We start from the raw sequence: 22,868 nt of genomic DNA, 5'->3' as shown, positions 1-22,868 counted from the left end.
GTCACGGAACGGGACCCATGCCTGCGGAAGCCAAGGTGGACATCAGCGCCCGGCCTGCCTCACCGCCGCTCACGGAGCGCCAGGAGGCCCGGCGCCGCCGGATCCTGCACGCCAGCGCACAGCTTGCCAGCCGGGGCGGTTTCGACGCGGTGCAGATGCGCGAGGTGGCCGAGTCCTCACAGGTCGCCCTGGGCACCCTCTACCGCTACTTCCCGTCCAAGGTCCATCTGCTGGTGGCCACCATGCAGGACCAGCTGGAGCACATGCACGGCACGCTGCGCAAGAAGCCGCCGGCGGGCGAGACGGCGTCCGAGCGGGTCGCCGAGACCCTGATGCGGGCCTTCCGCGCCCTTCAGCGTGAGCCGCACCTGGCCGACGCGATGGTCCGGGCCCTCACCTTCGCCGACCGCAGCGTCTCCCCCGAGGTGGACCAGGTCTCCCGGCAGACGACGGCGATCATCCTGGACGCGATGGGCCTGACCGACCCCACCCCCGCCCAGCTCTCCGCCGTCCGCGTCATCGAGCACACCTGGCACTCGGCCCTGATCACCTGGCTCTCGGGCCGTGCCTCCATCGCCCAGGTGAAGATCGACATCGAGACGGTGTGCCGCCTGATCGACCTGACGGAGCCGAAGCAGGCGCCGCAGTAGGCGCAGAAAGACCTACGAGACGGGTTCCCTTCGCCGGCATGGTCCGGATCAGGTGATGGGGGTCGCCGTCCGGCCCTACTGCTGCCTTCCGGCCTCTCAGCCCGACCGTCGACGTCGGCACCGGCGGATGCTTCTGCATCTGCGTCACGCCAGAGTCGGCTACTCCGCTCGGACTCCCTCACTCGCCTCGTAGGCTGATATCAGCATAGAACGCACAGAGCGGATGAGAACACCCCCATAGTGGATTTTTTGGACTTTTCCTGCTAGAAGGCGCCTGACCTGCGATGCGGTGGCGGGGCGCCCCCGCCCGATCGCAGAATCTTCCTCATGGCAGTCATCCACCACACCACCCTCAAGCCCACCAAGGTCGAGCTCCTCGCCGCCTGGCTCCCCACCCGCCCCTGGTACCACGGCTCCGCCGCACCGGAGTTGGTGAAGGCCGGCGGGTTCCGGCTGGACGATCCGGAGGGCGAGGTCGGGATCGAGTTCATGGTCGTCACCGAGGGGTCGGGGGCGTATCTCGTGCCGCTCACCTATCGCGGCGCCCCGCTGGAGGGCGCCGAGCACGCGCTCGTCGGCACCATGGAGCACGGAGTGCTCGGTCCGCGCTGGGCCTACGACGGCTGCCACGACCCGGTGCTGACGGCCGGGCTGCTCGCCCTGATCGAGGGGCGCGCCGAGGCGCAGGCGCAGAGCGAGACGGACGCCCCCGACCGGGAGGTCGTCCGCTCCTACGCCGGGGAGGGTCCCGTCCGCGGCCTCGGTGCGGCCGTCGACACCGACGAGGGCACGGAGTTCGCCGTGGCGGGCGGCGCGTTGGTGCTGCGGCTGCGGCGGGTGCTGGCGGCCGGTTCGACGCCGGGTGCCGATGCGGTGGGGCATGTCGGCGGGGCGTGGGGGCGGCCGGGTGGGGGCCGCGCCCACGGGCTGTTCGCCGTGCTTCAGCTTCGCTGAGCGCATCGCTGGAAGGGCCGCGATCGCGATATGCCGTCTTTCTGCTGCGGCGCCGTCGGGGCTGGTCGCGCAGTTCCCCGCGCCCCTTACGGGGCGCTGCCCGACGGCCCGCTCAATCCTCCGGTGGGAACACCGGCTCTCCGGTGCCCAGCAAGGTGATCGTGATCGCCTCCACCGGGCAGTTCTCCGCCGCGTCGAGGATCCTGCCGTTGGCGTCGGTCTCCGGGTCCACGGGGTGGGACTGCATGGCGGAGTCGAGGCGGAAGGATCCGGTGGCGCGGTGGACGCACTGGGCCGAGCCGATGCAGATGGCGCGGTCGACCTCGACGTTCCAGCGGTCGCCCATGCCCTCTCACGCCTCCCAGCCGGCCGGCAGGTGGATCATCTTGTGCTCCAGGAACTCGCCGTACCCCTCCGGCCCGAACTCCCGCCCCAGACCGGAGTTCTTGTAGCCGCCGAACGGGCCGAGCATGTCGAGGCTGAAGGTGTTCACGGAGTAGGTCCCGGTGCGAACCTGTCGCGCGACCTCGATGCCGTGTTCCACGTCGGCCGTCCACACGCTTCCGCTCAGCCCGTAGTCCGAGTCGTTCGCGATCTTCAGGGCCTCGGACTCGTCGCCGTAGGGGAGCAGGCAGATCACCGGGCCGAAGATCTCCTCGCGGGCGATGCGCATGGAGTTGTCGACGCCGCCGAAGAGGGTCGGCTCGACGTACCAGCCCTTCTCCAGGCCGGCCGGACGGCCGCCGCCGGTGAGGATCTTCGCGCCCTCCTCCAGGCCGATACGGATGTAGTCCAGGTTCCGCTGCTGCTGGCGGCGGGCGACCAGGGGGCCCACCTGGGTCGCCGGGTCGAGCGGGTCGCCGACCTTCAGGGCGCTCGCCGCGGCCGCGAAGGCGTCGGCGAACTCGTCGTAGCGGGAGCGCGGGACGAGGATGCGGGTCTGGGCCACGCACGCCTGGCCGTTGTTCATCCAGGCCGCCGGGACGATCCCGGCGACGGAGGCGGCCACGTCCGCGTCCGGCAGCACGACCGCCGCCGACTTGCCGCCCAGCTCCAGGGTCACGCGGGTGAGGTTCTTCGCGGCGACCTCCATCACGCGCTTGCCGGCCGCGACGGACCCGGTGAAGGAGATCTTGTCGACGCCGGGGTGCGAGACGAGGTACTCGCTGACCTCGCGGTCGGCCGGGAGGATGGAGAGGACACCGTCCGGCAGCCCGGCCTCCTTGGTGATCTCGCCGAGGATGTAGGCGTCCAGCGGCGACTCCGGGGACGGCTTGAGCACCACCGTGCAGCCGGTGAGCAGCGCCGGGGCCAGCTTGGCGGCGGCCACGAACTGGGGCACGTTCCACGGCACCACGGCCGCCACGACCCCGACCGGTTCCCGCCGCACCAGGATCTTCCCGAGCACGCCGTCGCGCGTCTCCTCGTAGGTGAAGTCGCGCGCCACCCTGATCGCGGCGTCCCACACCATCATCGCGCCGAGCGCCTGCGCGAGGACGCTCCAGGAGTACGGGGAGCCGTTCTCGGAGGAGATCACCCGGGCGATCTCCTCGTGGCGCACGGCGATCGCGTCCTTGATGCGGGTGACGACCTCGATCCGCTCGTCGAGCGTCATCCGCGGCCAGGGCCCCTCGTCGAAGGCCCGCCGCGCCACGGCCACCGCGCGGTCCACGTCCTCCCGGCAGGCGTGCGGCACCCGCCCGAAGACCTCCTCGGTGTGCGGGGAGACGACCTCGATGACGTCCTTGCCCAGAGGGTCGGTCAACTCCCCGCCGATGAACAGCTGTCCGTGTTCCAGGAACTCGGTCATGGCGCCCCGCCACCCTTCCTGACGATGTTTCAGAACTGATACCAGTTCTAGTTGAACTAAGCCAGGGCCGCGCGGACCGCCCGGAGCCCGCCGTCCCCCGGTCCCGCTGCGTGGTCGCACGGATGCTCACAGTCGCCGACCGGGTCGGCGCAGGTCTCGCCCCCGCACGTCGGCCGGTTTCCGCCCGGCTCCGAAACGCGAGATCCTGTTGGTACGCCGAACGCGGACTTTCGAACAAACACGGACCGGAGCGCATCTCACGCTTCGCGAAGCCCACCAGCCCACCTCATGGAAGGAGGCCGGGCGATGAATGTCCCGTCGTACCGTGACCGCACGAGCACACGCACACTGAGCATTGCCACCGTCGCGGCGGCGATGGTCCTGACAGGCTGCGGCGCGGGCGCCCCCACGGCGTCCCCGCACTCCAGTGACCTCGGCGCGTCCCCCGCCCTGCGCACCACACCCTCCGCCCCCCTTTCGTCCCTGGCTCCGGACCGGACCGCCACCACCGCCGCGACCACCACCGCCGCGACCGGCAGCCCCGCCGCCGCGTGCACCAACAGCACGAAGCTGGCCGGGTGGTCGAACCGCCGGCTGGCCATGCTGACCATCGCCGTTCCCGCGTCGGAGACCTCGGTGTCCGACGCCACCTCCGAAGTGAGCGCCGGTGCGGGCGGTGTGGTGCTGTTCGGCAGCCAGGCGCCGGCCGACCTCGGCTCCCGGCTGACCACCCTGAAGTCCCATGTGCCCGGCCATCTGGGCCTGCTGGTGATGACCGACGAGGAGGGCGGCGGCATCCAGCGCATGGCGAACCTCGTCGGGTCCCTGCCCTGGGCCGCCTACATGGGCACGCACTGGACCCCGGCCCAGATCCAGCAGAACGTCACCAAGGTCGCCAAGAAGATGGCCGCGGCCCAGGTGAACATGAACCTCGCGCCCGTGGTCGACGTCGACGGCAGGAACGTGGCCCCCAGCAAGACCAACCCCGACGGGTGGCGGTCCTTCAGCGGCAACACCGCGGTGGTCTCCAAGGCCGGGGTGGCGTACATGAACGGGATGCGTGCCGGAGGCGTGATACCCGTCGTCAAGCACTTCCCGGGGATCGGCGGCTCCACCTACAACTCCGACTTCGGCCCCGCGCGCACCCTGCCCTGGTCCACCCTGCAAAAGGTGGGGATCCCGCCGTTCACAGCGGCCATCAAGGCCGGCGCCCCGGCCATCATGGTCGCCAACAACACCGTGCCCGGCCTGGCCACCAGCCCGGCGAGCCTGTCATCCGCCGTCATCACCTCCGAACTCCGCGGCAAGCTGGGCTTCAAGGGGCTGGTGGTCACCGACTCGCTCAGCGCCAAGGCGATCTCCGGGGCCGGCTTCAGCATCCCCGCCGCCGCCGTCCAGGCGCTGCGCTCCGGTGCCGACATGGTCATGTTCGACCTGGGCGGCAACGTCAACTCCCAGACGTCCGCCATCGCCACGGCGATCACCACCGCGGTGACCGGCGGACACCTCTCCCGCAGCCGCCTCATCGACGCGGCGGGGCACGTCCTGGCCGTCCGGCACGTGAACCTCTGCCCCTGAACGCGCCCACGCCGTTCCCAAGTGACCTTCGCCTCCTCATATCTGACGTGCAATCAGGTCTGGTTATAGTGAGAAAGGCCGTGCGGCGGTGCGGGGGCGGAGGGCGGCGGAATGACGAACATCCAGAACAGCCACGACGGGCAGAACAGGCTGGACAGGCAGGGCGAGACGGCGGCGGTGTCGCCGGAGGTGACCGTGCACGACCACGGCGGGGGCGTACGCTCCGTCGAGGTCCCCATTCCTGACAACCCACTCGGCCACACCCTCGTGTACGTCGTCGACACCGACGGCGGGCCGGTGCTGGTCGACACCGGCTGGGACGACCCCGGGTCGTGGGACGTGCTGGCGGCGGGGCTGGAGGCGTGCGGTACGGCGGTCGGCGAGGTGTCCGGGGTCGTCATCACGCATCACCACCCCGACCACCACGGGCTGTCGGGGCGGGTGCGGGAGGCGTCCGGGGCGTGGGTGGCGATGCACGCGGCCGACGCGGCGATCGTACGGCGGACACGGGAGACCAGGTCCGAGCGGTGGTTCAGCTACATGGAGGCGAAGCTGACGGCCGCCGGTGCGCCCGAGGAGCATGTGGCGCCGCTGCGCGCCGGCCACCGTCGCGGCTCCACTCCCGGCTTCTCCCCCGCCCTCCCCGACCGCGAGATCGTGCCCGGCGAGTTCCTCGACCTGCCGGGCCGCCGGCTGCGCGCCGTCTGGACGCCCGGGCACACCCCCGGCCATGTCTGCCTGCACCTGGAGGAGGACCACCCGGCCCGGCTCCCGGGCCACGGCCGCCTGTTCTCCGGCGACCACCTCCTCCCCGAGATCACCCCGCACATCGGCCTGTACGAGGACCCCGACGACGCGACCGTCACGGACCCCCTCGGCGACTACCTCGACTCCCTGGAACGCATCGGCCGCCTCGCCCCCGCCGAAGTCCTCCCGGCCCACCAGCACACCTTCACCGACGCACCGGGCCGGGTCCGGGAACTCCTGGCCCACCACGAGGAACGCCTCTCCGGCCTCCTCTCCCTCCTCCGACAGCCGCTCACCGCCTGGCAGTTGGCGGTACGCATGGAGTGGAACCGGCCCTGGGACCAGATCCCGTACGGATCCAGAAACATCGCCGTCTCGGAGGCCGAGGCCCATCTACGGCGCCTGGTGAAACTGGGCCGGGTGGAGCCGGTGACAGGGAGCGAGCCGGTCACGTACGTGGCGGTGTGATCCGCTCAGCAGGGGGCGCCGCCCCCTGCTGAGCGTCCCTTTGCGGGCCCTTCGGCTCGCTTACTCCTCCAGTCCCGCCGCTGCCCGCTCCGCCGCCGACAGCGGGGCCTCCCGCAGCGGGCCCTTGCGGCCCCCGAAGAAGATGTTCCAGAGCATGTCGGGCGCGAACAGGCGGGTCGGCGGTGTCGACAGGCTCATCACGTCCAGCAGGCCGTGCAGCGCGCGCGGGTTCTCCGAGCCCGCCGCCACCGCCTTGTCGACGTACGCCGTGAGCAGGCGTTCCACCGCCGTCGGCGGCTGCGGTGCCGCGCCCGGGTAGTACGCGTCCTGTCCCACCGCCAGGTTCCACGCGTTGCCCACCGGCCGGGCCACCGCGCGCTGGATGCGGCGGGCCGTGCCCCGAGCGTCCGCCCCGTGTCCGCCGAGGACCTCGCGGACCGCGAGGGCGCTCTGCGCGGCGACCGAGAGGCCGTGGCCGTAGACCGGGTTGTAGCCGGCGACCGCGTCGCCGACCACCGCGAACCCCTCCGGCCAGGCGGGGGCGTTCTCGTAGTAGCGGCGGCGGTTGGCGGTGCTGCGGGTGGTCACCGGGTCGGTCAGCGGCTTGGCGTCGGCGATCAGCCGGCCGATGATCGGGTCCTTCAGGCCGGTCAGCGCGAAGTGCCCGAACTCGGCCGGGTCCGCGGTCGGCCGGCCGCCCCGGGTGCCGGAGACCGTGACCAGCCAGCGGCCGCCCTCGACGGGGATCAGGATCCCGCCGCGGCCGGGGGCGTTGCGCGGGTCGGCCTGGACGTTCACGACCGGGTAGCGGGGCAGGGCGGTCGTCGCGGGCGGGGCCTCGTAGACGCGGCTGGCGTAGGCCACCCCGGCGTCCACGACACGCTCCACGACCGGCGGCAGGCCCAGCTCCGTGAGCCAGGCCGGCGTCCGGGAGGCCCGGCCGCTCGCGTCGATCACCAGGTCGGCGTGGAGGACGCCCGGTCCGCTCCCGTCCGGCAGGCGTATCCCGGTCACCCGGTCGCGGTCGCCCACCAGGCCCGCCACCCGGATGCCGTCCCGCAGCGTCACTCCCCGCCGGCCGAGCACGTCCGCGCGGACCACCGCGTCCAGCAGGTCCCGGCTGCACACGATCATGCTGTGCCGGGAGTCGGTGAACCGCCGGAACCACTGCCCCGACGGCGCCTTGCTCACCAGGTCCTTCATCACGTCGATCAACGCGGCGCCCTTGCCGACCAGTTCGCCGGTGATGCCCGGGAGCAGGTCCTCCAGGGCGGCCACGCCCCCGGACCACAGGAGATGGGCGTGCCGGGCCTGCGGCAGGCCCTTGCGGGGTTCGGGGCCCGCGGGCAGCCGGTCGGCCTCGACGACCGTCACCTCGTGGAAGCGGGTGGCGAGGACCGAGGCGGTGAGCAGTCCTGCGGTGCTGCCGCCGATGACGATCGCGGTACGACGGCCCGCTGCGGTTGCTCTGTCAGGCATGGGTGCTGAGACCTTCCGGGTGCTCGGACGTTTCAAGGCTCAGTTGGCTGCCGCGCCCTCGGAGGTGATGATCATCTCCGCCAGGTCGGCGAGCGTGGCGAGCTGCCGGGGGTTCATCTGCGGGGCACGGGCGGCGAGCCGGACCAGGCCGCTCTCGCGCAGCCGGGAGAGCGGGTCGGCCTGGGCCTCCAGGCCCTGCAGCACCGGCTGGAGCGCCTCGTACAGCGCCTCGGGTTCGTCGGCGGTGAAGAAGCCGGCCGGCAGGCCGAAGAACCGCCGTAGCCGGTCGGTGTGTTCGAGGCTCGGCAGGCCGCTCTTGCGCCACTCGCTCAGCCACTGCCTGCTGGTGCCGGCGATGGCCGCGAGCTCGCCCAGGGAGTACCGCTTGCCGTCCGGTCTGCGCCGGTTCTCGCGGATGAAGTCCAGCCGCTGCCGCACCCGTTCGGCGAGCTCCACCTCGGGTGCGGCGCGGCCGGCGAGGAGTTCGGCGACGGTCCCGACCGGGATCCCGGTGCGGTACGACAGGTCGGCCACGTCCAGTGCCTCGGACAGCCTGCCGGGGCGTCCGGTCAGCTCCCCGAGCCGGGACAGCACGCCGGTCAGCGGGGCATGGGCGTCACTCACCAAGGTCCCCCTGGACACGCGTCGTTGGTCGGTTCGCCGAGCAGACGCGAGGCTATCGAATCACCCGTGTCACCCACCAGACATGACAAGGACCACTGCGGAATTGGGCAGCAATCGTTGACATGTGACGGTCCGACAGGAAAGGATCACGTCGCCAGGCCACGGTCGAACCGACCCGCCCCGGGCGCCGCCCATGGGGGAGCGGCATCGGGGGCGACCAGCCGCCCCGCCTCCTCCCCAGAAGGTGAGGCGAACCGATGTCGCAGCCTGTCCTGCTCCTCGGGGCCGGTCGCCGGTGCGAGTACGACGAGTTCGTGCTGACGCGCATCGCGGCGGCCCGCCCGGTGGTGCTGGTGGACGCCGCGCCGCCCGACTGGGCACGTCCGCACCTGGACGGTCACCTCGCGGCGGACCCCGGCAAGGACGGGGCGACGGCATCGGCGGTGGTGCGGTTCGCCGCCCGGCACCGGGTCCGCGGTGTGCTGACCTGTTCGGGCGAGTACACGGTCGCCGCCGCCAGGATCGCCGGGCAGTTGGGGCTGCCCGGCACCTCCCTCGCCACGGCCGCCGTCTGCGCCGACCCGGCCGCGCTGCGCGCGCTGCTGACCGGCGGCACCGTCCCCGTCGACGACCCCGGTCCGCCCCGCGTCTGCGCCGAGACGGTCGTCCTGGACGGCGAGATCCGCATCGCCGCGCTCACCCGGACGACCCTGGGCCCGGCGCCCGCCCGGCAGCCGCTGCGGCACACCGTGCACGCCCACGACGGGCTGCTGCACAACCGTTTCCTGCGCCTGGCCGTCGACCGCACCGTGCACGCCCTCGGTGTCACCCGGGGCGTCCTGCACATCGGCCTGCGGCTCACCGACCGCGGCCCCCGGGTCACCGACGTCACCCCGCGGCTGCCCGGCGACCTGATCCCGCTCCTGGTCAGACGGGCCACCGGCGTCGACCTCGCACAGGCCGCGGCCGCGCTGGCCACCGGCGAACTGCCCGACACCACGCCCACCCGGCAGCGGGCGGCCGCGATCCAGTTCGCCTACCCGGCCGCCACCGGCCGCCTCGAACACCTGGACCTCTCCCCCGACGCGGCCCGCGAACCCGGCGCCGACCGCATGATCCTCACCCAGCACACCGGCAACCAGGTCACCGCCGGCCCCCACGCCACCACCGCCGACCGCCTCGCCCTCTGGGCGGCGGTCGGCGACACCCCGGCCGCCTGCGACGACACCCTGCGCCGCATGGCCCGCCACCTGTCCGCCACGGTCGTTCCCTTCGCGACCGCGGCCTGAGCGCGCCGCTTCGGATACCGCGCGCCGCTGCCGTCGATCCCCTGCGGCACCGTCGTGGCCGGTCGCGCAGTTCCTCCCCCAGCCTTCGGCTGGGGGTACCCCCAGCGCCCCTTAGGGGCGCTGCCGAACCCCACCGGACTGGAACCCCGCCAGCCGACGTACCAACTTCTCGGCCTCACCGAGCAGTTCGATCTCGCGACGGCTCATCGTCGGATTGGCCGCACGCCGCCGCAGGGCCACCAGCAGCGCACGGGCCAACGGCAGTTCGTCCACCGCGACCTGGGCGAGGATCACCGCGGACATGGCCCAGTCGAGGCCGGGCGGTCCGTTCTCGGCGTTGGACCAGTCGATGACCCTCGGTCCGTCGGGGGTCAGCATCACGTTGTCCGGATGCAGGTCGAGATGCAGGACGCGTGAGCCGGCGTCGGCCGGGTCCCGCCCGGGTACGGCGTGCAGCCGCCGGAGCAGCGAGGCGAGCAGCGCACCGCCCTCCTGTGCGCCCAGCTCGCCCGCGAGGAGCGCCGCCAGCATGGTCGGCCCCGTCAGCCGCTCCATGACCAGGTCGGTACGGGACCCGGAGAGCCGCACCCGGGGCGCCGGGTATCCGTGCTCCCGTACGTACGTCATCAGCGCACCCTCGGCGGCCGCGTCCCCCCAGCCGTCGCGGTCACGGCGCAGCACCCACGCCTCGTCGATCTCGTACACGTCGGCCGAGCGGCCCGAGCCGAGCAGTCTCCCCGTCATGGCGTGACCATAACGAAGCGGTCTTCGCACAGCCGCCTCCCAGCTTCCTGTTGACGGCCGGTAAAGTAGCCGGGTCGTCATCACCCGTACGGGGGGAAGCCGGTGCAAAACCGGCGCTGACCCGCAACCGTGAGCCGTCGTACCGACGGTGAGCCGGACCGCCCCGTCCGGGACGTTGATCGGCTCATGTGCGCCGGCACCCGCCGTCGCACGGCACCGTCGAGGTTTACGGAGCCGAGCCGCCGGGGTGTCCCGTGCTGCCCGGCTCCCCCACAGGGAGAGGCACCCGCCGACCATGAACGTGCTCCGCCGCAGCGCCGCGGTGCTGGCCGCCACCGCCGTCATCGGCGCCGCCGCACCCGCGATGACCGCGCTGGCCGCCGACGCCCCGTCCCCGTCCGCCTCGGCGGTGCTCCCGTCGGGGCTGTACGGCAGCACGGACCCCCGGTACGACGGCGTCTGGCGCCAGTCGCTCGCGCTGCTCGCCCAGCGCACGGTCGGGGTGACCCCGGCGGGGAAGGCGGTGGACTGGCTGGCCGGGCAGCAGTGCGCGAACGGCTCGTTCGCCGCGTTCCGCGCCGAGCCGACGGCCGCCTGTGACGCCAAGGTGACCGTCGACACGAACAGCACGGCCGCCGCCGTACAGGCACTGAAGGCGGTCGGCGGGCACGACGACGCCGTACGCAAGGCCGTGACCTGGCTGAAGGCGCGGCAGAACAAGGACGGCGGCTGGGGCTACGCCGCGGGCATGCCCAGCGACACCAACTCCACCGGCGTGGTCGTCGGCGCGCTCACGGCGGCCGACGAGAGCGCGGACCGGACGCCGTACGGCCTGCTCGCCACGTGGTCCATCCCCTGTGACCAGGACAGTGGCGGCGGCCTCGCCTACCAGCCGGGCAAGGACGGCAAACTGTCCGCCAACGCGGACGCGACGGCCGCCGGGGTGCTCGGCGCCCTCGGCAAGGGATTCGTGACGACGGCCGGCAAGGCCCCGGTGGAGGGCTACGTCTGCGCCAACTCCGACAAGGCGCTCACCCCGGCGGAGGTGGCACGCAACGGAGCGGCGTACCTCGCGGACGCCATGTCCGGCCAGGGGCACCTCGTCTCCGCGCTCGCCGGTGCCAAGCCCCAGCCGGACTACGGCAACACCGCCGACGCGGTGGTGGCACTGGCGGCCCAGGGCTGGACCGCGCAGGCGAAGAAGCCGTACGCCTGGCTGGAGGCCCACGCCACGCCGTGGGCGAAGCAGAGCGGGCCCGCGGCCTACGCCGAGCTGGTCTTCGCGGCGCACGCGATGGGCGCGGACCCGCGCGACTTCGGCGGTACCAACCTGGTGACGGCGCTCAACGCGACGGGACCGGCCCCGGCGGCAGCCGCGCAGCACACCGAGGAGCAGCAGGGGAAGAAGTCGGGACAGAAGTCGGGGCAGAAGTCCGGCACCAGCGTCTGGTGGATCGTCGGCACGGGGCTCGTCGCCGGCGTCGGCATCGGCTTCCTGTTCAGCGGCCGCCGGAAGCAGCGGCAGCTGTGACCGCCGTCCGCCGGGCCGCGCTGCTGCTCGTGACCGCGCTCCTGGTCTGGGAGTCCGCGGGACCGGCCCAGGCCGCCGGCTATCGCTACTGGTCCTTCTGGGAGCGGGACGGCTCGCGCTGGACGTACGCCACGCAGGGCCCCTCGACGGCGCAGCCCGCCGACGGTGCGGTGGAGGGGTTCCGCTTCGCGGTGAGCGAGGACTCGGCGGACGCGTCGCGGCCTCGCGGGACGGCGGACTTCGCCACGATCTGCGCGGACACGCCCGCGGTGCGGGGGAAGAAGCGGGTCGCCCTGGTCATCGACTTCGGTACGACGGCGGACGCGCCGTCCGGCGAGAAGCCGCCGGCGGGCCGGACGGCGTGCGCGGTGGTGACCGGGGACGCGACGTCGGCGGAGGCGCTGGCCGCGGTGGCGAAGCCGTTGCGGTACGACACGAACGCGTTGCTGTGCGCGATCGCCGGGTATCCCGAGACGGGGTGCGGGGAGAAGGTGGCGGCGAAGACGGACGGTACGCCGGGCAGCGGGCCGTCGGTGGGGCTGCTGGCCGGGGCGGGGGTGGTCGTGGTGCTGGCTGCGGGGGCGTTCTGGCAGGCACGGCGGCGGAAGAATGCGTGATCGTCACAGTGCGGGTACGTGGGGGCTGGTCGCGCCCACGCGGCGGAGCCGCATATGTCTCAGCCCCGCGCCCCTTACGGGGCGCTGCACTCACGCCGGTTGCACAGCGGCGCCCTGCAAGCGCGGGCGAGCGGAACTCCCCCGGCACCGGCGCCGCTCCGCTGTCCACCCCGGCGCCTGGTGGCTCTGGTCCCTGTCCCTCGGTGCTGCCGCGTCCCGTACCACCAACCCCCTCCTTCTCGCCCTCCTCATCACGGTCACCGGGTACGTCGTGGCCACCTGCCGCGGCCGAGCGCAGCAGCCCCGCGCGTACTCCGCCTTCGCCAGGCTCGCCCTCGCCGTGCTCCTCGTCCGGCTCGCCTTCACCGTCGTCCTCGGCTCGCCCGTCCCCGGTGCGCACACCCTCCTCACCCTCCCCGAAGTGCCCCTCCCGCACTGGGCCCAGGGCATCCGGCTCGGCGGCAGGGTCACCGCCGAGGCGCTGGTCTTCACCTTCTACGACGGCCTCAGGATCGCCGCCCTGTTGATCTGCGTCGGCGCCGCGAACGCGCTCGCCAACCCGGCCCGGCTCCTCAAGTCGCTCCCCGGCGCCCTGTACGAGCTGGGCGTGGCCGTGGTCGTCGCCCTCACCTTCGCGCCGAACCTCATCGCCGACGTCCAGCGGCTGCGCGCCGCCCGCCGGCTGCGGGGCCGCCCCGACTCCGGTGTCCGCGGTCTGCTCCAGGTCGGACTCCCGGTCCTGGAAGGCGCGTTGGAGCGCTCGGTCGCCCTCGCCGCCGCGATGGACGCGCGCGGTTACGGCCGCAGCGCCAACGTCCCCGCCCCCGTCCGCCGTACGACGGCCGCGCTCACCCTGGGCGGTCTGCTCGGGGTCTGCGCGGGGACGTACGGGCTGCTCACCACCGAAGGCGGCGGCTACGGGCTGCCCGTACTGCTCGCCGGGGTCGTCGCCGCGCTGGCGGGGCTGCGGCTCGGGGGCCGCCGTTCGCTGCGGACCCGTTACCGGCCGGACCCGTGGGACGCGCGGGCCTGGCTGGTGTCCGGATCGGGCGCGGCGGTCGCCGGGCTGCTGGCGCTGGCCTCCGTCCGCGATCCGGACACCCTGCATCCCGGGGTCGTGCCGCTGGTCGCCCCCGCTCTTCCGCTGTGGCCCGCGGCGGCCGTGCTGCTCGGTCTGCTGCCCGCCTTCATCGTGCCGAAGGAGTCGCCGTGATCCGCTTCGAGGATGTCTCCGTGACGTACGAGGGCGCGGCCCGACCCGCCGTCCAGGGCGTCGACTTCGAGGTGCCGGAGGGTGAACTCGTCCTGCTCGTGGGCCCGTCCGGCACCGGCAAGTCGACGATCCTCAACTCCGTGAGCGGACTCGTGCCGCACTTCACCGGGGGCACCCTGCGCGGCCGGGTGACGGTGGCCGGGCGGGACACCCGCACCCACAAGCCGCGCGAACTCGCCGATGTGGTCGGCACGGTGGGGCAGGATCCGCTCGCGCACTTCGTGACCGACACGGTGGAGGACGAACTCGCCTACGGGATGGAGTCGTCGGGGATCGCCCCGGCCGTGATGCGGCGGCGGGTCGAGGAGACCCTCGATCTGCTCGGGCTCTCCGAGCTGCGGGACCGGGCCATCGCCACCCTCTCCGGCGGGCAGCGGCAGCGGGTCGCGATCGGCTCGGTGCTCACCCCGCATCCCGAGGTCCTGGTCCTGGACGAGCCGACGTCGGCGCTGGACCCCGCGGCCGCGGAGGAGGTCCTCGCCGTGCTCCAGCGGCTCGTCCACGACCTCGGTACGACCGTCCTGATGGCCGAGCACCGCCTGGAACGGGTGCTCCCGTACGCCGACCGGGTCGCCCTCCTCCCGGCCCCGGGCGCACCCCCGGTCCTTGGCACGCCGACCGAGGTGATGGCGCTCTCCCCGGTGTGTCCGCCGGTGGTGGAGCTGGGCCGGCTGGCGGGCTGGTCGCCGCTGCCGCTGACCGTGCGGGACGCGCGGCGCCGGGCCGGGGAGCTGCGGGAACGCCTTGCGGGACGGGGCGGGGAGGACAGTGGACGCGACGTGGCGGTGGTCCCGGCGGCGGCGCCGCTCCGGCCCGCCGTCCGGCGGCGGTTCCTCGGCCGGCGCACCCCCGGGAGCGCCCCGGAGCAGGTCGCCGAGGTCCGCTCGCTCGCCGTGCGGCGCGGCCGTGTGGACTCCCTCAGGAGCATCGACCTCGACGTACGGCCCGGTGAGACGGTCGCGGTCATGGGGCGCAACGGCGCGGGGAAGTCCACGCTGCTGGGCGCGCTCGTCGGGCTGGTGGCACCGGCCGCGGGCTCGGTGCGGGTCGGCGGGCTGGTGCCGCACCGGGCCGCGCCCGCCGATCTCGTACGCCAGGTGGGTCTCGTCCCGCAGGAACCCCGTGACCTGCTGTACGCCGACACGGTCGGCGCCGAGTGCGCGGCCGCCGACCGGGACGCGGGGGCGGAGCCCGGGACCTGCCGTGGCCTTGTGTCCGGTCTGCTTCCCGGGGTCGCGGACGACGCCCACCCGCGCGACCTCTCCGAGGGGCAGCGGCTCGCCCTCGCGCTCGCCGTCGTCCTCACCGCCCGGCCGCCGCTGCTCCTCCTCGACGAGCCGACCCGGGGGCTGGACTACGCGGCGAAGGCCCGGCTGGTGGGCGTGCTGCGCGCGCTCGCCGCCGACGGGCACGCGATCGTGCTGGCCACGCACGACGTGGAGCTGGCCGCCGAGCTCGCGCACCGGGTGGTGCTGCTCGCGGAGGGGGAGGTGATCGCGGACGGGCCGACGGACGACATCGTCGTGTCCTCGCCCTCCTTCGCCCCGCAGGTGACGAAGATCCTCGCCCCGCAGCGGTGGCTCACCGTGAGCCAGGTACGTGAGGCCCTGGCATGAGTACGTCCGGAGGGAGCCGCCCGGTCCGGCTCGGTCCTCGGTCCCTCGCCGCGCTTCTCCTCGTCAGCGCCGTCGGCGCGGTCGCGATCGGCTGGCCCCTGTTCGCCCCGCCCTCCTCGCGGATCGCCTCGCACGCCCAGGACGCGCCCTGGCTCTTCGCGGGCCTGCTGGTGCTGCTGGTCGCCGTGCTCGCGGCGGCGATCTCGGAGTCGGGGCTCGGCCCGAAGGCGGTGGCCATGCTCGGCGTGCTGGCCGCGACCGGGGCGGCGCTGCGGCCGGTCGGCGCGGGCACCGCCGGGATCGAGCCGATGTTCTTCCTGATGGTGCTCAGCGGGCGGGTGCTCGGGCCGGGCTTCGGGTTCACCCTGGGCTCGCTGACGATGTTCGCGTCGGCGCTGCTCACGGGCGGGGTCGGGCCGTGGCTGCCGTTCCAGATGCTGGCGATGGGCTGGTTCACCATGGGGGCCGGTCTGCTGCCGTGGCCCGAGCGGCTGCGGGGGCGGGCGGAGCTCGCGCTGCTCTCGGTCTACGGCTTTCTGGCCGCGTTCGCCTACGGCACGGTCGTGGACCTGGCCGGCTGGCCGCTGCTGAGCGGCACCGCGTCGAACATCGCCTTCGACCCGGACGCCGGGCCCGCCGCCAACCTGGCCCGTTTCCTCGCCTACAGCCTGGCCACCGCCATGGGCTGGAACCTGGGCCGGGCCCTGTGCACGGTCGTACTGACCCTCGTTCTCGGTCCGGCCCTGCTGCGGGCGCTGCGCCGGGCGACCCGGAGGGCCGCTTTCGAGACCGCGGCCACATTCGACGGTCCCGGGACGTGAGCCGTCGTACGCACCCGGTGAGCGGAGCGGTGAAGCACCCCACATGACCCAGGTCACCTACGATCCCGGACAGTAGACAGACTTTTCCCAAATGTCCGGTATGGGATACCTCCCGACCTGCACATTGAGAGCCACGCCACACTGCTGACCTTTCGCCCGGATGCGACCACAACTAGTAAAAGGGGTGATTGCGGACGGGTTTCCGGCCTGCTTGTCTGGACGACGTCGCCAGGCGCCACGAGCCCACCCGGGCCGCGGCGCCGACGTGTACGGCCGGCCCTCTCGGGGGCCGTCGCATACCGGCGAGGTCCTGTCCCCGACGAACGAGGTTCTCCGTGTCCGTGTCCGTCATCCGCCGTATCGCTTCCCCGAAGAAGGTCCTCACCGCCGCCGCCGTGGCCGCCGCCACCGCCGGTATGGCACTGAGCGCGGCGCCCGCCCAGGCCGCCACCGCCTCGGCCTCCTCCGCCCAGACGATCGCGCACAAGATGATTCCGGACGCCGCGCAGTTCAACGCGTTCAGCAAGATCGTCTCCCATGAGAGCGGCTGGAACCCCTCCGCCACCAACTCGTCCTCCGGCGCCTACGGCCTGGTCCAGGCCCTGCCGGGCTCGAAGATGGCGTCCGCCGGTGCGGACTGGAAGACCAACCCGGCCACCCAGATCAAGTGGGGGCTGGACTACATGAACTCCCGCTACGGCAGCCCGACGGCCGCCTGGAGCTTCTGGCAGGCCCACGGCTGGTACTGAGCCGCCCGGCCGGCTCCCCCTGCACCTCGGCACCCTCGCCCCCTCTCCTGGGCGGGGGTGCCGTCGTATGTCCGGACGTGGTGCACTGATCGCGACCCGCCCGGTCCCGGCGCACCCACCGGAGGAGCGATGCCCACGGCGACACCGACCCGCGATCCCGAGGCCCGCGGTGTGCGGCTGGTGGCCGTACTCGTGACGCTGACCATGGTGAGCGGCCTGATCGACGCGGTGAGCTTTCTCGGCCTGGGCCATGTCTTCACCGCGAACATGACCGGCAACGTGGTGATCCTGGGCTTCGCCGCCGCCGGAGCACCCGGCTTCTCGGTCCCCCATACGGCGGCCTCGCTGGCCTGTTTCCTGCTGGGCGCGCTGGTGGGCGGCCGGGTGTCCGCCCGCTTCTGGGGCCGCTCCCGGCGCACCTGGACCCGGGCCACCCTGGCGGTGGAGGCGGCCCTGGTGGCCTCGGCGGCGGGAGTGGCCCTCACCCGGCCGGACGGGGCGGCGACGACGTACGTCCTGATCGCGCTGACCGCTTTCGCGATGGGTCTGCGCAACGCGAACGTCCGCAAGCTGGGTGTGCCCGACCTGACGGCGACCACGGTCCTGACCACGACCCTGACCGGCCTGGTCGCCGAGTCCCGCTTCGGCGACGGCACCGCCCGCCACTCCACGCGCCGCGTGGCCGCGGTCGTCGCGATGCTCGCGGGCGCGAACCTGGGCGCCTGGCTGGTCCTCCACCACCACCTGGGCATTCCCCTGCTCGTCGCCGCGGCGGCCTCCGGGCTGCTGGCGGTGATCGCGTCGGGGAGGGAGTAGGGCGGGTTTCGGGGGAGGCAGGAACGGGGCGAGGGATAGGGGGTGCTCCTGCCTCCCTCGGGTCGGGCCGGCGGCGCCGGGAGCCGTCGGCCCGGGTTCGCGGAGTTCTACGACGTGGTCACCTGGAGGTGTTTCACGCCGTTGATCCATGCCGAGCGGAGCCGGTCCGGGTCGCTGACCAGCCGGAGGCCCGGCATCGCGTCGGCTATCGCGTTGAAGATCAGGTCGATCTCGAGGACGGCCAGGGACTTGCCGAGGCAGTAGTGCGGGCCGCCGCCCCCGAAGCCGAGGTGGGGGTTGGGGTCGCGGGTGATGTCGAAGTCGTCGGGGTCGGTGAAGACCTCGGGGTCGTGGTTGGCGGAGGCGTAGAAGACGCCGACCCGGTCGCCCTTGCGGATCAGCTTGCCGCCCAGCTCGGTGTCCTGGGTGGCCGTGCGCTGGAAGGAGTTGACCGGGGTGGCCCAGCGGACGATCTCCTCGGCGGCGGTCGACGGGCGCTCGCGCTTGTAGAGGTCCCAGGCATCGGGGTGGGTCAGGAACGCGTGCATGCCGTGGGTGATGGCGTTGCGGGTGGTCTCGTTGCCGGCCACCGCGAGCATCAGCACGAAGAAACCGAACTCGTCGGAGTTGAGGTTGCCCTCGTCCTCCGCCGCCACCAGCGTGGAGACGATGTCCTTGGCCGGGCACTGCTTGCGGTCGGCGGCCATGTTCATCGCGTAGGCGATCAGCTCGGTGGCCGACTCGGCGCCCACCTCCTCGGTGATCGCGTACTCCGGGTCGTCGTACGAGATCATCTTGTTGGACCAGTCGAAGATCTTCGCCCGGTCGTCCTGCGGGATGCCGATCAGCTCGGCGATCGCCTGGAGGGGGAGCTCGCAGGCGACCTCGGTGACGAAGTCGAAGGGGCCGGAGTGGGCGCGGGCCGCGTCGACGATCGCCCCGGCCCTGGAGCGCAGGCGCTCCTCCAGGGCGCGGATCGAGCGCGGGGTGAAGCCGCGCTGGATGATCTGGCGGACCCGGGTGTGCTCGGGCGGGTCCATGTTCAGCAGGATCAGCCGCTGGGCGTCGATCGCGTCCCGCTGCATGTGCTCGCCGAAACGGATGATCGCCGTGTTGAGCCAGGACGAGAAGATCTCGGGGTGCGTGGAGACGTACTTGACGTCGGCGTGCCGGGTGACGGCCCAGTAGCCGTCGTCCGCGAACCCCGCGAGGCCGTGCGGCTGTTCGATCCAGCGGACCGGTTCGGCCTGCCGCAGTTCGGCGAACTCCGGGAGCGGCACCCGATGGTGGAGCAGATCGGGGTCGGTGAGGTCGAACCCGTCGGGCAGCGCGGGACAGGGCATGAGCGACTCACTCCCACCGTGTACGAGCCTGGACATGTGTTCTGACGGTCCATCAGAAATGGACGGTTGCCGTGAAGGTAGTAACGGGTTCTACAAGTCGCAAGGGGCACGGTCACCTCAATTGCATGCAACCCCCTTGCGGTTGTGGACAGCCTGTCAGCAGACTGCATGCAGAACTAGTACGCGTTCTAGTTCTGCGTGGCGGGCCGGGCCGGGACGCCCCTGCGCCGCGCGGGTGACCGAGGAGAGGACCGAGCCCCCATGGCCGCGGAACCCGTGATCGTCGAAGCCGTACGCACCCCCATCGGCAAGCGCGGTGGCGCGCTCGCCAACCTCCATCCCGCCTATCTCCTGGGCGAGACCTACCGAGAACTCCTCGGCCGCACCGGCATCCCCGCCGACTGCGTCGAGCAGATCGTCGGCGGCACGGTGACCCACGCCGGCGAGCAGTCCATGAACCCCGCGCGCACGGCCTGGCTGACCATGGGGCTGCCGTACGAGACGGCGGCGACGACCGTCGACTGCCAGTGCGGCTCCTCCCAGCAGGCCTCGCACATGACCGCCAACATGATCGCCGCCGGCGTCATCGACGTCGGGATCAGCTGCGGGGTCGAGGCGATGTCGCGGGTGCCGCTGGGCTCCGGCTCCAAGCACGGGCCGGGCAAGCCCTTCCCCGACGAGTGGAACGTCGACCTGCCCAACCAGTTCGAGGCAGCCGAGCGCATCGCCCGCAACCGGGGCCTGACCAGGGAGAACGTCGACGCGCTCGGAGTGCTCTCGCAGGAGCGGGCGGCGCACGCCTGGGCCGAGGAACGCTTCAAGCGCGAGACCTTCGCCGTGCAGGTGCCCACGACGGAGGAGGAGCAGCAGCAGGGGCAGGGCATGTGGCGCCTGGTCGACAAGGACGAGGGGCTGCGGGACACGACGGCGGAGGCGCTGGCCGGCCTGAAGCCGGTGATGCCGACGGCGGTCCACACGGCTGGCAACTCCTCCCAGATCTCCGACGGCGCCGCCGCCATCATGTGGGCGTCGAAGCGGATGGCCCGCGCGCTGAAGCTGCGCCCCCGGGCCCGGATCGTCGCCCAGGCCCTGGTCGGCGCCGACCCGCACTTCCATCTCGACGGGCCGATCGACGCGACCCGGGCCGTGCTCGGCAAGGCCGGCATGTCCCTCAAGGACATCGACCTGGTCGAGATCAACGAGGCGTTCGCCTCGGTGGTGCTGAGCTGGGCCCAGGTCTTCGAGCAGAGCCTGGACAAGGTCAACGTCAACGGCGGCGCGATCGCCCTCGGCCACCCGGTGGGGGCCACCGGCGCCCGGCTGATCACCACGGCCCTGCACGAACTGGAGCGCACGGACAAGGAGTTCGCGCTCATCACGATGTGCGCGGGCGGCGGCCTGGCGACCGGGACGATCATCCAGCGGCTGTAGCGGCGGCTCCGGACGGCGGCTCCGAGCGCTCAGCCGGAGAGGCTGCGCTGCGCCGCCGTCCGTCCGTCCGCGGCGCCGTCGTGGCTGGTCGCGCCCATGCGGCGGAGCCGCACATATCGATACAGCCCCGTGCCCCTTCGGGGCGCTGCCGCCCGCGGGCCCTGAAGCAGATAGCCCACGCCGAAGCCCGCGGCGACCACCGCCGCGCCGCCCACCGCGTCCAGGACCCAGTGGTTGCCGGTGGCGATGATCGCCGAGACCGTGAAGAGCGGGTGGAGCAGGCCGAGGGCCTTCATCCACCACTTCGGGGCGGTGACGGCGATGACGATCCCGCACCACAGCGACCAGCCGAAGTGCAGCGAGGGCATCGCCGCGTACTGGTTGGTCAGCTCGGTGAGGGTGCCGTAGTCCGGCTTGGCGAAGTCCTGCGGGCCGTGGACCGTGTCGATGATGCCGAGGCCCGGCATCAGCCGCGGCGGGGCCAGCGGGTAGAGCCAGAAGCCGATCAGGGCGAAGGCGGTGGCGAAGCCGAGGGCGGTGCGGGCCCAGCGGTAGTCGACCGGGCGGCGGACGCAGAGGACGGCGAGGACGGTCAGCGGGACGACGAAGTGGAAGGACTCGTAGTAGAAGCCGAAGAACTCCCGCAGCCAGCCGACGCCGTACACGGTGTGGTTGGCCCAGTGCTCGATGTCGAGGTGCAGGAACCGCTCGATGCCGTGGATCTGGCGCCCGTGGCGCTCGGCCCGGAGCCGGCCGGCGGTGCCGTCCCCTCCCCCGGCGGCGGCCAGCCGGACCTGCTGGTAGGCGAAGTAGACGAGCCGTATCGCGACCAGTTCGAGGAAGAGGTTGGGCCGGGTCAGCACCCGGCGCAGGGAGGGGACCAGCGGGATCGGGCGGAAGCGGGCCGGTACCGGCTGCGCGTAGTCCGTCGGGACCGGGCGGACGAACTCCGGGGCGGTGCGGGACAGGAACGGTACGACGACGGCCGCGGCCAGGGCGGCGAGCAGGACGGCGTTGTCGCGGACGGGGACGAAGAGCGACTGGTTCGGCAGCAGCGCCTTGGCGGGCAGGGTCATCACGAGGACGACCACGACCGGCCACACGGTCCGGTCGGCGGCGCGCCGCCCGGCCCGGCCGACCACCGCGAGCAGCACCCACAGCAGCTGGTGCTGCCAGGCGGTCGGCGACACCGCCACCACCGCGCAGCCGGTGATCGCCACCGCGAGCAGCAGCTGCCCGTCCCGGGCGTAGCGCACCGCGCGGCGCAGCGCGACGACGGAAACGGTCGCGGCCAGCGCCAGGAACAGGGCTATCTCCATCGGACCGCTCAGCCCGAACCGCAGCAGGGCGCCGTGCAGCGACTGGTTGGCGAGCGCGTCCGCCTCGCCGCCGAGGCCGACGCCGGCGAAGTGGTGGACCCAGTAGGTGCCCGAGTCGTTCGGCATCGCCGCCCAGGCGAGCACCGTGCACACGGCGAAGGTCACACCGGTGGAGAGGGCGGCCCGGCGGCGGCCGGTGAACCACAGCAGCGGGGCGAACAGCAGCAGGGCCGGCTGGAGGGCGGCGGCCAGGCCGATGCACAGTCCGCTGTCGCGCTGCCCGCGCGCGGCGAAGCAGCCGAGCAGCACGAACAGCACGGGGATGATGCTGGTCTGGCCGAGCCAGAGGGCGTTGCGGACCGGCAGCGAGAGCATCAGCAGGCTGATGGCGACCGGGGCGGCCAGCAGTGCGGTACGGCGGCTCACCGGCTGGGGCAGCGCCCGGGCGGCGACCAGGCCGAGGGCGACCACCAGCAGCAGCGTGCCGAAGGTCCAGCCCCAGCCCAGGGCCTGCTCGGCGGCCTTGGTGAGCGGCTTGAGCACCAGTCCGCCGAAGGGGGTGCCGGTGAACTGCGTCGAGTCGTACAGGGAGCCCTTGACGTGCAGCACGCCGTCCGGGCCGACCCAGGTCTCCAGATCGGTCAGCCGCTCGCCGCTGGGGGTGCGCAGGACGTCGGTCACCTGCCGTACGGCGAGGATCGCGGCCACCGCCCACAGGCCGAGCCGGGCCATTCTGAACCGCGCTCCGGCCTCTCCCCCGAATGCCTCTCCCGGTCGCCCGCTGTGCTCCACGTTCGCCACGCCTCGTCGGCCTCCCGCCCCGTCCCGCGTAACCGCTGGTTCGTTCAGAGAACCCTAAGAGGCTCCCATTCCCTCCGGAAGGAGACGCGGGCAACCCCCTCTTCACCTGACATCCGCCCGCATTTCGTCCGGAAGACGACGGTGCGGGTGAGGCCTGGTTGCGTCCGCGGGACGCGAGAAGGATCACAACGAGCGGCCGGCATACACC

At 72.8% G+C, this 22,868-nt stretch carries 20 protein-coding genes and 2 riboswitches; of the genes, 13 read left to right on the top strand and 7 right to left on the bottom strand.

Annotation, left to right across the window (positions count from 1 at the left end; all coding sequences use genetic code 11):
- The first annotated feature begins 17 nt into the window (after nt 1-17).
- Together AB0D85_RS23425 and AB0D85_RS23420 are read left to right on the top strand one after the other, a co-directional pair.
- Complete coding sequence (locus AB0D85_RS23425) at nt 18-650, top strand: TetR family transcriptional regulator (protein WP_362323194.1); 633 nt, start codon at nt 18-20, stop codon at nt 648-650.
- A gap of 8 nt (nt 651-658) precedes the next feature.
- Nucleotides 659-840, bottom strand: a riboswitch (TPP riboswitch).
- 137 nt (nt 841-977) lie between these two features.
- Entirely contained in the window at nt 978-1,604 is a 627-nt protein-coding gene (locus AB0D85_RS23420; protein WP_362323191.1) for a 1,4-alpha-glucan branching protein, read from the top strand.
- Nucleotides 1,605-1,716: 112 nt separating this feature from the next.
- On the opposite strand, the gene AB0D85_RS23415 is transcribed toward AB0D85_RS23420, so the two are convergent.
- Nucleotides 1,717-1,950 (bottom strand): ferredoxin, encoded by a 234-nt coding sequence (locus tag AB0D85_RS23415; protein ID WP_362323188.1) that lies wholly within the window; start codon nt 1,948-1,950, stop codon nt 1,717-1,719.
- Nucleotides 1,951-1,956: 6 nt separating this feature from the next.
- Entirely contained in the window at nt 1,957-3,414 is a 1,458-nt protein-coding gene (locus AB0D85_RS23410; protein WP_362323185.1) for an aldehyde dehydrogenase, read from the bottom strand.
- Nucleotides 3,415-3,720: 306 nt separating this feature from the next.
- On the opposite strand from AB0D85_RS23410, the gene AB0D85_RS23405 reads away from it, so the two are divergent.
- Both AB0D85_RS23405 and AB0D85_RS23400 read left to right on the top strand, forming a co-directional pair.
- Nucleotides 3,721-4,992 carry a glycoside hydrolase family 3 N-terminal domain-containing protein gene (locus tag AB0D85_RS23405; RefSeq protein ID WP_362323181.1) on the top strand — a complete coding sequence of 424 codons (1,272 nt, stop codon included), beginning with the start codon at nt 3,721-3,723 and terminating at the stop codon, nt 4,990-4,992.
- Between the two features lie 111 nt (nt 4,993-5,103).
- Nucleotides 5,104-6,207: an MBL fold metallo-hydrolase gene (locus tag AB0D85_RS23400; RefSeq protein ID WP_362323178.1), complete on the top strand. Its 1,104-nt coding sequence runs from the start codon at nt 5,104-5,106 to the stop codon at nt 6,205-6,207.
- Nucleotides 6,208-6,267: 60 nt separating this feature from the next.
- Here the strand turns inward: AB0D85_RS23400 and AB0D85_RS23395 are convergent, their stop codons facing one another.
- Both AB0D85_RS23395 and AB0D85_RS23390 read right to left on the bottom strand, forming a co-directional pair.
- The gene (locus AB0D85_RS23395) at nt 6,268-7,686 is read right to left on the bottom strand and encodes an FAD-dependent monooxygenase (protein WP_362323175.1); all 1,419 of its coding nucleotides are present in this window, start codon (nt 7,684-7,686) and stop codon (nt 6,268-6,270) included.
- A gap of 39 nt (nt 7,687-7,725) precedes the next feature.
- Nucleotides 7,726-8,310 (bottom strand): XRE family transcriptional regulator, encoded by a 585-nt coding sequence (locus AB0D85_RS23390; RefSeq protein WP_362323172.1) that lies wholly within the window; start codon nt 8,308-8,310, stop codon nt 7,726-7,728.
- A gap of 257 nt (nt 8,311-8,567) precedes the next feature.
- On the opposite strand from AB0D85_RS23390, the gene AB0D85_RS23385 reads away from it, so the two are divergent.
- Nucleotides 8,568-9,599, top strand: coding sequence for a hypothetical protein (locus AB0D85_RS23385; protein ID WP_362323169.1), 1,032 nt, complete (start codon nt 8,568-8,570; stop codon nt 9,597-9,599).
- A 111-nt stretch (nt 9,600-9,710) separates the two neighbouring features.
- Here the strand turns inward: AB0D85_RS23385 and AB0D85_RS23380 are convergent, their stop codons facing one another.
- Nucleotides 9,711-10,343 carry a phosphotransferase gene (locus AB0D85_RS23380; RefSeq protein ID WP_362323166.1) on the bottom strand — a complete coding sequence of 211 codons (633 nt, stop codon included), beginning with the start codon at nt 10,341-10,343 and terminating at the stop codon, nt 9,711-9,713.
- Between the two features lie 37 nt (nt 10,344-10,380).
- A riboswitch (cobalamin riboswitch) is annotated at nt 10,381-10,566 on the top strand.
- A gap of 72 nt (nt 10,567-10,638) precedes the next feature.
- Here AB0D85_RS23380 and AB0D85_RS23375 point away from each other — a divergent pair.
- From AB0D85_RS23375 to AB0D85_RS23345, 7 genes are all read left to right on the top strand, one after another.
- Complete coding sequence (locus tag AB0D85_RS23375; RefSeq protein WP_362323163.1) at nt 10,639-11,874, top strand: prenyltransferase/squalene oxidase repeat-containing protein; 1,236 nt, start codon at nt 10,639-10,641, stop codon at nt 11,872-11,874.
- Nucleotides 11,871-12,491, top strand: a complete 621-nt coding sequence (locus tag AB0D85_RS23370; RefSeq protein WP_362323160.1) for an SCO2322 family protein — start codon at nt 11,871-11,873, stop codon at nt 12,489-12,491. The genes AB0D85_RS23375 and AB0D85_RS23370 overlap by 4 nt, the downstream gene beginning before the upstream one ends.
- A gap of 193 nt (nt 12,492-12,684) precedes the next feature.
- Entirely contained in the window at nt 12,685-13,704 is a 1,020-nt protein-coding gene (locus AB0D85_RS23365; protein WP_362323315.1) for a CbiQ family ECF transporter T component, read from the top strand.
- The gene (locus AB0D85_RS23360) at nt 13,701-15,380 is read left to right on the top strand and encodes an ATP-binding cassette domain-containing protein (RefSeq protein WP_362323157.1); all 1,680 of its coding nucleotides are present in this window, start codon (nt 13,701-13,703) and stop codon (nt 15,378-15,380) included. Before AB0D85_RS23365 ends, AB0D85_RS23360 begins: the two co-directional genes overlap by 4 nt.
- On the top strand, nt 15,377-16,201 hold the full coding sequence (locus AB0D85_RS23355; RefSeq protein WP_362323154.1) for an ECF transporter S component: 825 nt from the start codon (nt 15,377-15,379) through the stop codon (nt 16,199-16,201). Before AB0D85_RS23360 ends, AB0D85_RS23355 begins: the two co-directional genes overlap by 4 nt.
- A 335-nt stretch (nt 16,202-16,536) precedes the next feature.
- The gene (locus tag AB0D85_RS23350) at nt 16,537-16,950 is read left to right on the top strand and encodes a transglycosylase SLT domain-containing protein (protein WP_362323151.1); all 414 of its coding nucleotides are present in this window, start codon (nt 16,537-16,539) and stop codon (nt 16,948-16,950) included.
- 129 nt (nt 16,951-17,079) lie between these two features.
- Entirely contained in the window at nt 17,080-17,766 is a 687-nt protein-coding gene (locus tag AB0D85_RS23345; RefSeq protein WP_362323147.1) for a YoaK family protein, read from the top strand.
- Nucleotides 17,767-17,873: 107 nt separating this feature from the next.
- Here the strand turns inward: AB0D85_RS23345 and AB0D85_RS23340 are convergent, their stop codons facing one another.
- Nucleotides 17,874-19,109 (bottom strand): cytochrome P450, encoded by a 1,236-nt coding sequence (locus AB0D85_RS23340; protein WP_362323144.1) that lies wholly within the window; start codon nt 19,107-19,109, stop codon nt 17,874-17,876.
- Between the two features lie 261 nt (nt 19,110-19,370).
- Here AB0D85_RS23340 and AB0D85_RS23335 point away from each other — a divergent pair, with 261 nt between their 5' ends.
- The gene (locus AB0D85_RS23335) at nt 19,371-20,540 is read left to right on the top strand and encodes a steroid 3-ketoacyl-CoA thiolase (protein WP_362323141.1); all 1,170 of its coding nucleotides are present in this window, start codon (nt 19,371-19,373) and stop codon (nt 20,538-20,540) included.
- 29 nt (nt 20,541-20,569) lie between these two features.
- Here AB0D85_RS23335 and AB0D85_RS23330 read toward each other — a convergent pair whose 3' ends face one another.
- The gene (locus AB0D85_RS23330) at nt 20,570-22,660 is read right to left on the bottom strand and encodes a bifunctional glycosyltransferase 87/phosphatase PAP2 family protein (RefSeq protein WP_362323138.1); all 2,091 of its coding nucleotides are present in this window, start codon (nt 22,658-22,660) and stop codon (nt 20,570-20,572) included.
- Between the last annotated feature and the right edge of the window lie 208 nt (nt 22,661-22,868).

The sequence above is a fragment of the Streptomyces sp. NPDC048277 genome, from assembly GCF_040652235.1.
Classification (GTDB): Bacteria; Actinomycetota; Actinomycetes; order Streptomycetales; family Streptomycetaceae; genus Streptomyces.
Note: the sequence above shows the minus strand (reverse complement) of the source record. Positions and strands in the feature narration are given on the sequence as shown.